The sequence below is a fragment of the Janthinobacterium sp. ROICE36 genome, assembly GCF_002869965.1.
Classification (GTDB): domain Bacteria; phylum Pseudomonadota; class Gammaproteobacteria; order Burkholderiales; family Burkholderiaceae_D; genus Janthinobacterium.
Window position 1 is genome coordinate 77,472 of record NZ_PEBS01000020.1, and the last position, 9,929, is coordinate 87,400.

General features: G+C 63.5%; 7 protein-coding genes. All 7 read right to left on the minus strand.

The window, feature by feature from the left end:
- Nucleotides 1-6: 6 nt before the first annotated feature.
- On the minus strand, nucleotides 7-1,398 hold the full coding sequence (locus CSZ94_RS10925) for a c-type cytochrome (RefSeq protein WP_102121517.1): 1,392 nt from the start codon (nucleotides 1,396-1,398) through the stop codon (nucleotides 7-9).
- Entirely contained in the window at nucleotides 1,395-3,002 is a 1,608-nt protein-coding gene (locus CSZ94_RS10930) for a GMC family oxidoreductase (RefSeq protein ID WP_102121518.1), read from the minus strand. Before CSZ94_RS10930 ends, CSZ94_RS10925 begins: the two co-directional genes overlap by 4 nt.
- A 9-nt stretch (nucleotides 3,003-3,011) precedes the next feature.
- Nucleotides 3,012-3,536, minus strand: a complete 525-nt coding sequence (locus CSZ94_RS10935; RefSeq protein ID WP_258000918.1) for a sorbitol dehydrogenase family protein — start codon at nucleotides 3,534-3,536, stop codon at nucleotides 3,012-3,014.
- A 28-nt stretch (nucleotides 3,537-3,564) separates the two neighbouring features.
- On the minus strand, nucleotides 3,565-4,731 hold the full coding sequence (locus tag CSZ94_RS10940) for a porin (protein WP_102121520.1): 1,167 nt from the start codon (nucleotides 4,729-4,731) through the stop codon (nucleotides 3,565-3,567).
- A gap of 345 nt (nucleotides 4,732-5,076) precedes the next feature.
- Nucleotides 5,077-5,532, minus strand: coding sequence for a homoprotocatechuate degradation operon regulator HpaR (gene hpaR, locus CSZ94_RS10945; protein ID WP_258000919.1), 456 nt, complete (start codon nucleotides 5,530-5,532; stop codon nucleotides 5,077-5,079).
- Between the two features lie 102 nt (nucleotides 5,533-5,634).
- The gene (locus tag CSZ94_RS10950; RefSeq protein WP_102121522.1) at nucleotides 5,635-7,428 is read right to left on the minus strand and encodes a DUF885 domain-containing protein; all 1,794 of its coding nucleotides are present in this window, start codon (nucleotides 7,426-7,428) and stop codon (nucleotides 5,635-5,637) included.
- 116 nt (nucleotides 7,429-7,544) lie between these two features.
- Complete coding sequence (locus tag CSZ94_RS10955) at nucleotides 7,545-9,554, minus strand: glycoside hydrolase family 3 protein (RefSeq protein WP_102121523.1); 2,010 nt, start codon at nucleotides 9,552-9,554, stop codon at nucleotides 7,545-7,547.
- Between the last annotated feature and the right edge of the window lie 375 nt (nucleotides 9,555-9,929).

The window sequence follows — 9,929 nt, forward strand, 5'->3', positions numbered from 1 at the left end:
TGACGCTTACACCGCCTTGCGCCGGCGCCCCCTCCAGCACACCAGCAAAGCCAGCAGCATCAGCACACCGACGACGATGCCCGCGCGGACCAGGCCGACCAGGTTGGACGGCGCGCCGCCGTTGCGCAGGGTCGTCACCTGCTCCGCCGTCACCTTGACAGCGGGATTGCCGTACATCTTTTGCACGTAATTACCGAGGGTGACGATCTGTTCGTCCGACAGCGTCTGGCGGAAGGCGGGCATCAAATGTCCGCTGCCACCGTCCTGCCGTTCCACGCCATCGAGGATCGCCATCACCAGGTTGTTGCTGTTGCTGCGGCCCGTTACCGAGTTATGGAACAACGGCGGCAGGCTGCCATCGAAACTGCCTTCGCCCCTGGCCTGGTGGCAACTGGCGCACTGCGCATCGTACAGCTGCGCGCCCGACATCCTGTTCAGATTTGGCGGCAGCGGCACGCCGCGTATGGCACGCAAGTCATCGCCCGCCTGCCCCCATTGCGTCACCGGTTTCGTGTCGGCCGCATCGCGCACGGCCGGCACGCTTTTCAGGTAATGCGCGATGGCGTTCAAGTCCGCATCGCTCAAGTGCTTCAGGCTATGCTCGATGGCTTCGGCCATGGGACCTGCGGCCTGGCCCCGGTGCGCAGCCCGGCCCGTGCGCAGGTAGTCGGCCAGCTCCTGCTGGCTCCAGCTGCCGATGCCGCTGTTACTGTCCGAGCTGATGTTCGGCGCATGCCAGGTGCCCAGGTCGGCGCCGCCCAACTCTTGCGACAGCTGCTCGGCCATTAGCGCATTGCGCGGCGTATGGCAGGTGCTGCAGTGGGCCAGCCCTTGCGCCAGGTAGGCGCCGCGGTTCCACTCCATGCTTTTCGACGCATCGGCCACGAACGGTTTTGTGTCGAGGAACAGCAGATTCCAGCCCGCCATCGACAGGCGGATATTCAACGGGAATGGCAAGTCCGTCTGCTTTGCCGGCGCTGTGTCCACCGCCGCCACGCCATGCATGAAGTAGGCGTACAGGGCGGCCGTGTCGTCATCCGTCACCTTGGCGTAGGCCGTGTAGGGCATGGCCGGGTACAGATGCGCACCATCGGCCCGCACGCCGCGTCGCACGGCGTCGGAGAACTGCGCCAGCGTGTAATTGCCGATGCCATGCGTTTTCGATGGCGTGATGTTGGTGGCGACGATGGCGCCCAGCGGCGTGGCCAGGGCCAAGCCGCCCGCCATCGGTTTACCACCCGGCACGCTGTGGCAGGCGATGCAGTCGCCCGCCGTGGCCAGGTAGCGGCCACGCTCGATCGCCTGCACATCGGCTCCTGGGGCGTGCGCCGCCAGCACCGGCAAGGCCATGAGGGACAGCAGCGCGGCGCCAGCCGCCATTTTGAAAGTCGCCATCATGCTGTCGCCCCCTGTTCGTCGAGGATGTGCTTGACGGTGCGCAAAGCCACGGCCAGGCCATTCTCAGTCGAATTGCAGGTGCCGGACGTGGGCAGCACGCCCGTGCTGCACAGGAACAGGTTGGCATGGTCGTAGGTGCGGCCCCATTGGTCGCACACGGCCTTGGCCGCATCGGAACCCATCGACAAAGTGCCGCAGATGTGCTGGTTGTTGGCAAACACGCCCTGCTTGCTGTGGTGCAGATTGCTGCCGCCCATCAGCCTGGCGATGTCCTCGAAATCCTGCTTCGAGCGCTCGTGGCCGCGCTTCGTGTATTGATCGATCGAATAATGCGCCTGCGGCTTGGGGATGCCCATGGCGTCCTTTTCGCTACTGAGGGCGATGCGGTTTTCCGGATTCGGCAGCACTTCCAGCACGTTTTTCAAGCTCATTTCGCGCGCCGAGCGGAAACGCAGCTGCTGTTCGAATTCGGCGCCAAAGACGCCCTTGCCGATCAGCTCCCTGGTGGCGCCATCCACGCGCGAGATATTCGTGAAATCCAGGCGGTACGGCGAATGCCGGCTGCGGAAGTCGCCATCGCGCATGCTGTTGATGGAATTCGGGCTTTGCGGGCCCCGGCCCAGCCACAGGTCTTCATCGGCATCGAAAGTGATCGAGGTACTCGGGTGGTCCATCAGGTTGCGACCCACCATGTCGCTGCTGTTGGCCAGGCCGTTCGGGTATTTTTCCGAGGCGGAAACGAGCAGCAAACGGGGGCTTTCAATGCCGTTGGCGGCCAGGATGAAGGTCTTGGCCGTGGCCCTGTGGCTTTTTTTATCCACATCGTAGTACAGCGCGGCCGCGATGCGGCCCTGGGCATCGTGTTCCAGCTTGTAGACGTTGGCATTGCACAGTATCTTGACGCCCGCGTCTTCCGCCTGCTGCACGGCGATGCCGCCATGGTATTGCGCGTCGATGGGGCAGATCGGCTGGCAGCTGTTATTGCCGCAGCAGGCCGGGCGGCCATCGTAGCTGACGCTGTTGCGCGCCACCGTGTTGCCCACCACCGTGAACGCCGGGTCGAGGCGCTCGCGGATGCGACGCATGGCGTACGGCTCCGTCACGGACGCCATCGGGAAGGGCTGCTTGCGCGGCGAACCCGTGTTCTCGGCCCCGGAAACGCCCATGATGTCTTCCGCTTCCTGGTAGAACGGCTCCAGGTCTGCGTAGCTGAGGGGCCAGTCGACGCCCACGCCGTACAGCGTATGGATGCGGAAGTCGTTTGGCACATTGCGCCATGCCTGCGCGGCCCAGTGCCACGAAGTACCGCCGAACTGGCGGATGTATTCGGCCGGGTATGGGTAGGGGCCGGCCTGCACCAGGTAGCCATTGTCCTTCGGCTGGTAGATCGGGTGCGGCGCCGTGGCCACGGAAGGATACGGCGACATCCAGTCGCTGCGGCGCGTCGTGTTGCGGAAACGGGCGACGATTTCGCCGCGCGACACGCGCGGACCCGCTTCCAGGATCAGCACCGAGGCGCCCGCCAGCGCCAGCTTGCGCGCGGCCAGCGAGCCGATTATGCCAGAGCCGATCACGAGATAATCGGCAGAGAGTTCTTCAGCCATGATGGCTCCTTAAATTGGTTTTCTGGCCCAGCTGCCGTAGGCGCCGTAGGAATACGTGGGAGGCTTCAGCACATCGGCCACGACGGCCGCGTTCAAAGCCTGCTCGTAGGCGACGCAGACGGCCGCCTCGCCCGTGCCGACGATGCCCAGGTACCAGGCGCTGGCGATCTGGCGCGGCAGGGCGGCCAGCGGCGACTGGGCCGGGTCGAGCGCATCGAGCGCTTCCTGCAAGCCGGTAGCCTGCAAGCCCTGCGCATTGATCAATGCCAGTAGCGCGCGCACCTTCGCGGGGAAAGCCGCGTCCTGCACCACCAGCGCGTCGTACAGGCGCTTGGCTAGCACGGGGTCGAGCACCTGGCGTCCGACCAGCATGGCCGACACGCCCAAAAAGGCGCCCTGCTCCGCATTGGCGACCGGCTCGGCCAGCGCCCAGGGAATCAGTGCTGCGGCCGAAGCCGACAGCAAGCCGGCCAGCACCATGCGGCGGCCGGGATTGAGAGGGCCGCGGCCCTCCTTATTATGTGTAGCGTCCAATTGAAGCTCCCGTGCGTTCTGCAACCGTTCAGAAAGAGTGCTTGAGACCGACCATCACCACCGTCTGGCCGCCGTCCGACGACGGCGTGCCGTTCTGCGAGTCGCCGACCGAGGCGACGGCGTCGACGATGGCGCCGCTCTGGCCCAGGGTCTGGCCGCGCGCCAGCTGGCGCGCTTCGATCAGGTAGATCGCCGTGCGCTTCGACAGCGCATAATTCTGTTCGAACGACAGCTGGCGGTAGCGCGCGCGGTCCGACACGCCGTTGGCGTGGCTGGCGAATGTGTCGCTGTAGCCGGCGGACAGGAAGCACTGCGGCGTCAGCTGATAGCTCGAGATCAGGCCGGCCGTGTTGAAGATGGCCGTGTCGCGGAAGGCCGCGCGGCTGCCCGCCTGGTATTGCACATTGCTGGCATTGGCGCCCACCATCCACTTGCCCATGGTGTAGCGCGCGCTGGCGGCGATGAATTCGATGCTTTCGGCCGAGGCGTAGCCCTGGTTGAGGGCCGAGATGCCGAAGCTGGCCGAGGCCTTGTCGCGCCAGCCGGCGCCATTTGCGCCATTTTTCAGTTTCAGATAGCCGAGCGCGAATTCGGCTGGCGAGGTGCTGTACTTGACGGCGGCGCTGAAGCTGCTGCCCACGGCATTGTCGTCGGCCGCTTCGCCAAAGCCGTATTGCGCGGTCGCTTGCAAGCCGCGCCAGGCGGGCATGCTGTAGGTGACGGAATTGCTGATGCGCACGGTCGTATCGAGGCCGTCGATGTCGCCCGGGTGGGCGCCGGTGGCACCCGTCAAGACATTGCTCGATGCCAGCGAGCCCACCAGCAGATAGTACGGCGTGTACTGGCGGCCAGCCGTCACGCTACCGTAGGCCTTGGACTGCAAGCCGACGTAGGCCTGGCGGTTGAACAGGGAGCTGGCGGAACTTTGTGCGCCCGTATCGCTTTCAAAGCCGTTTTCCAGCAAGAACAGCGCCTGCAGGTCGCCGCCCAGGTCTTCCACGCCCTGGAAACCGATCTTGCTGGCGGACAAGCTGCCGCTGCGCATATAGGTGTTCGACTTGCCGCCCTGGTTGCTCGCGTAGGCGGTAGCCGCATCGACCACGCCGTAAATGCTGACATTGCTGTGGGCGCAAACGTTTGCGCCGATGAGTGACGAGACGGCCAGCGCCGCAGCGCGCATGCATGGTGTGTTCATTTTTTTCCTGATTTTCCTGTTGTATCGTGCGTCAGACAAGTATTGCCGCCGCGATGGCGCAATACAGGCGGTGACGCCGCGTTGCCGCCCCATCCGGCGAGGGGGGCGTCCGCTGTGCTTCTTGATTTGGATCAAGTGGAGCAAATTATACGCTTATTTACTAACATGTAAGTAATTAACTATAAGGCGTACTCTCATAGCAAAACTCGCAGGCGCGCGGACGCAAGCCCGGCAGGATGGGGAAATGTGCGGAACAGGCATGGGAAAAGCAGCGGCGGCACGTGTTGAAAAACACGTGCCCAGGGGATAGTCAGGCAGGCAGAAAAACGGGAGGAACTGGGAGGTTCAGCGCAGGATGGCGGGCGCCACGGGCAGGGTTTCCAGGGCAATGAAGGCTTCCAGGGCGCGGCGCATGTCTTCAAACACTTGCTTGCCGTAGGCCGCTTCGAGGTGTTCATATTGCAAGTCGATGAGCTTACCCATCTGCAGCAGCAAGCTGGCGCCCGCTTCCGACAGGTGCACCTTGCGGCGACGCTGGTCGCCTTCGAACTTGCTGCGTCCGATCAAGCCGATTTCTTCCATGCGCGCCAGGATGCCGCTCATGCTGGGACTGGAAATCTGGCAGATATTGCACAGCTCGCGCGGTTCCAGCGTGGGGCTTTCGTTCAGCGCGCGCATGATGCGCCACTGCTGCTCCGTCACGCCAAAGTGATTGAGGATAGGGCGGAAATGCTGGAGCAGGCTGTCGCGGGCCTTCAGCAGCAGTTGCGGCATGTTCGGATAACGGATCGGTAGCTGCAAGTGGAACTCCAGGGTGGCCAGCACAATTGGCGTAATTATACGACTCGCCCGAGGACAATAGCGGCAAAATTCCCTTTCCCTGGCACGCTTGATGCCAAGGCGTCAGCCCTTCGCTTTTCTCTGCTCGGGGATGAAGTGTTCGCGCACAGCCTTGGCCAGCAGGTTCGGCGGCAGCAAACCCTGGCCCAGCAGGAAGTTATTGAAGGCCAGGCGGTCAAATTGATCGCCCAGCGCCAGCTCCGTTTCCGCGCGCAGCTGCAGGATGCGCGTATAGCCATAGAAATAGCTGCCTGCCTGACCCGGCATATTGAAGGTATAGCGGTCCAGCTCCTGGCGCGCCATCGGTTTCGACAGCATCACTTCCTCCGTCAGGATGCGGCCCGCTTCTTCGCGCGTGACCTGGCCCAGGTTCAGCATCGGGTCGAGCATGGCGCGCGCCGCGCGCAGCATGCGGAACTGCAGCGCGATGAACTGGCCTTCTGCCGGCTCGTAGGGAATCATCTCCGCTTCCGCGTACAGCGCCCAGCCTTCCACATTGACGCTGTTGAACGCGTACAGGCTGCGCGCCTGCGACACGCCGCGCTCCACCATGGCACTGAACTGCAGCTCGTGGCCGGGACGGCCCTCGTGCGCGCTCAGGGTCCAGGCGGCGCCGGCGAAATTGAAATCGTCATATGCTTCACCCTTGCCGCTGGCGGCCGGATTGCTGACGGGGAGGACAAACTGGCCGTGTTCTCCCGTATTGCCGATCAGCGGAGGCGGACGCATATGCGGCGCCGGCTGGGCCGCCGATTCGGCGGCGGACGCCAGGCGCATGGTCATGGCGCGCGCAGGAATATCGACCACGCGCTGCCGGGCGATGCGCTCTTCGAGCTGCGTATTGACGCCCTTGTAGTGCGCTTCCAGCTGCTCGTTGGGGATGGATGCGCTTTTCAGCGCGCGCAGCACCTGGCGGTAATCCGTGCCGTCGATACCCTTCAAGGCCAGCCTGGCCGCCACCACGGGTGCCAGCGCCTGCATGGCGGCGCGCGTTTCCAGATAGGCCACTTGCGCCCGTTCGACCAGGACGCGCGGCTCGATGTCGATGCCCACCTGCTGCAGGCGAAACGCATACAGTTCGGGCGCCATGCGGAAATCCGTGCGCGACAGGGGCAGCACGGTCTGGCGCTCCCACGCCGCATATTCGTTCAACTGCTGCTCCATGGCGGCCAGCGCAGGTTCGGCGCCAGTGATTTTCATGTCGGCAAACAGCTTGCGGATGCCGGCGATATACGTCGGCACGTTTTCCAGCGACTGCTCCACCTGCAGGCGCACCGGGCCGGCCAGGCCTGGCTTGCCGATTTTTTCCGTGAAGCGCGCCCTGGCCTGCTGCGTGATCGGCGTGCTGCCCGGGTATTGCCCCACATAGCGCTGCAGGCGTTCCAGGGCCTTGGCGCGGCGCGCGGCCGGCCGCTGTTCCTGCAGCAGGCTTTGCATGCTGCCAAAGACCATCTGCGGTACATCGACCCAGGGCAAGGTGTACTTGGCATCGAGCCGGGCGCCGGCGATTTCCTGGTCGACGGCCTGCGTCAATATCTGCAGATCCTGACGGATGCGTTCATCTTTCTCCGCCGCCAGCTTGTGCTGCAATTGCGCGCGCGCCTGCAGCATGGCCGCCACATAACGTTCCGTGATCTTCGATCCCAGGTCGGCGGCCAGGCCGTCGTACTGGGCCAGCCCCGTATCGGAAGCGTTTTCGGGCGAGAACTGCGCCTGCGCCGCCAGCACGATGGCCGCGTTGCGGTTGCTGGCTTCGACCCAGGCCGATGCAGGGGCGGCGGCCATGGCGGGCATGGCCAGCGCAATGGAGAGTGCTGCGGCAAGCACGGTCTGGTGCAATTTCGGAATAAGGCACATCGGGGGGGCTTCCTTCCTGGCAGAATCGGCGAACGAAGCAGCCAGTATCGGCGAGCGCCGGGAGACTGTCAATCGGACGGGGACAGGCCGCGCCGGGCGGCCCGTCCCCGCTCCTGTCAGTACGCCAGCCCGTAGCCGAACTTGTACAGCGGATGGGCCGTGTCATACGGTACGTCCGATTTCTGCACCTGCACTTCGGCCATCGACGATGGCAGTTCGAACGGCAGTTTGCCTTGCGGTTTGGCCTTGCCCGTCAAGACATCGAACAGCGCGCCGTCGCTGACGCCAAAGTTGGCGAGGATGGCGCTGGCCTTGTCCTGCACGTTGCCGAGGATGGCCGGACGGTCCAGATACACCGTCACCACCGTCTTCGGCGCGAATTTCGCCGCGTTCTTGATCGCCTCGTAATCGGCATTGGCGTCCACGTAATCGAGGCGGCCCTCGTGCTGCATGCTGCCGAAGATGTAGTTCGGGTGCAGGGTTTCATACGGCGCGGCCACGCGCAGCAGTGCCACGTCCGCTTCCTGCGGCGTAGCCACCACCGTGTAGCCATATTTTTGCGCCACGGCCGCGTCGATGCCGTACAAATAGACCTTTTTGACGCTGCTCGCCAGCGGCAAGACCTTGTCCTTGTTTTCCAGCAAGACCAGCGAGCGGCGCTGGGCTTCCAGGCCTGCTTCGACAAAGTCCGCCTTGCCCACCGTGGTGGTCGCCTTCGCCGCATCGACAAATGGATGCTCGAACAGGCCCTGCTTGAATTTCTGGATCAGGATGCGCCGCGCCGACGCGTTGATGCGCGCCTCCGTCAGCTGGCCCCGCTGCACGGCCTGCGTCAGGTAGGGCGCTTCCGTCACGCCGCCAAACTGGTCCATCCCCGCCGTCACGGCCTTCACGTAGCGCTCGGCCTTGGTGGCGTCTTCCATGCCCCACGGCGTGCCGAAGCCCATGAAGGAAGGCGCCACGCCCGGCGCCGTGCCGTTGCGGCAGTTGGCATCGCAGTCGGAAGTGATGCCCCAGTCGGACAGGATTACACCTTCAAAACCGTATTTGCCGCGCAGCAGATCCGTCAGCATGGTCTTGCTGAAGCCGGCCGCCACCTGTTCCAGGGTGATGCCATCTATCGTGATATTACCGTCCGGCAGAGCGTATGTCGGCATGACGGAGGCCGCCTTGGCCGTGAAGGCGCCTTCGAACGGTTTCACGTGATAAGCAAAATTGTTGCCCGGGTAGGTCATGTAGCGGCCATAGTAATTGTGGCCGTCGAAGCCCTCTTTCGTGGCGCCGTAGCCGACCCAGTGCTTGACGACGGCCACCACGCTGCCGTCATGCAAGCCCGTGTTGCCATCCTGGAAGCCCTCGATATAGTGCTGCACCATGCGCTTGGCCAGGTCCGCGTCTTCGCCGAAGGTGCCGTTGATGCGCGACCAGCGCGGTTCGGTGGCCAGGTCGGCCTGCGGCGACAGGGCTTGCGTGATGCCGACGGCCAGGTATTCCTGGCGCGCGATGTCGCCGAAGCGACGCACCAGCGCATCGTCGCCGATGGCGGCCAGGCCCAGGGTTTCAGGCCACTGCGAGAATCCCTTGGTGCCGGCGCTGGCGCCCACCGTGTACTGGAAATGGTGGCGCGGGTCCGTGCTGATGGACACGGGAATGCCGTGGCGCGAGGTTTCGCTCAGGGCTTGCACCTTGTTGTATTGCGCCGCCATGTTGGCCGTGTCGCCCGCCATGCGGGTAATGAAGGTGTTGACGTACTGCTTGACGATCAGGTTTTGCAGGGCAGTCAAGTCATACGCGCCGCCCAGGCCGATGCCGGAAGGGTCGGACACGGTGGGCGCCGTGCCATGCATCATCAGGCCCGCTTTTTCATCGAGGCTCATGCGCGCCAGCAGATCGTCGGCGCGCGCCTCGGCCGACAAACGCCAGTCTTCGTACGGGTCGATCTTGCCGTTGCGGTTCATATCCTTGAAGGTATAGCCGTCAACCTTGAGCTGGGTGTAGGTGGTGGCGCCAAACACAGGCTGCTTGTATTCCTCGCTGACGGTGTCGTTGCCGCAGGCGGCCAGGGCAAGCGTGGCGACGCAGCCGGCGACCACGCGGGCCATCGGTTTCAAAGTGCAATTCATCATTATCTCCAAGACTGTTTTTGTAGGTATCAAGGCGCGGCAGCAAGGCCGGCCGAAAACAATATAGCGTGAGAATGCGTGAGTTTCTTGACCGCACAGCACGCGTTTTGTACCCGCGAGAACAATTTTTGCTTAACAGGGTGTTGAAAAAGGACCCCAGTCCTTCGGATTTTGTCGCCAGACATGCGAATTTTTCGGGCTGGAAGCCGCATTTTTCCTAAAAAGCAGTTTTCAGCCACTTTTCAGGCCGATTTTTGACATTTTTTAGCGCTTTCCGTACTCTATGGACGGAGTTATCCAACCACCGCCGATAAACGCCAGCCAAAGATCGTCGCCATGCGCGTCAGGTTGTAAGCGGCGAAAGTGAACGTGGTTTGT

Bases quoted from the DNA above. Each gene is read 5' to 3' on its own strand.
- CSZ94_RS10925 (WP_102121517.1), bottom strand. From the start codon at position 1,398: ATGATGGCGACTTTCAAAATGGCGGCTGGCGCCGCGCTGCTGTCCCTC.
- CSZ94_RS10930 (WP_102121518.1), bottom strand. From the start codon at position 3,002: ATGGCTGAAGAACTCTCTGCCGATTATCTCGTGATCGGCTCTGGCATA.
- CSZ94_RS10940 (WP_102121520.1), bottom strand. From the start codon at position 4,731: ATGAACACACCATGCATGCGCGCTGCGGCGCTGGCCGTCTCGTCACTC.
- CSZ94_RS10950 (WP_102121522.1), bottom strand. From the start codon at position 7,428: ATGTGCCTTATTCCGAAATTGCACCAGACCGTGCTTGCCGCAGCACTC.
- CSZ94_RS10955 (WP_102121523.1), bottom strand. From the start codon at position 9,554: ATGATGAATTGCACTTTGAAACCGATGGCCCGCGTGGTCGCCGGCTGC.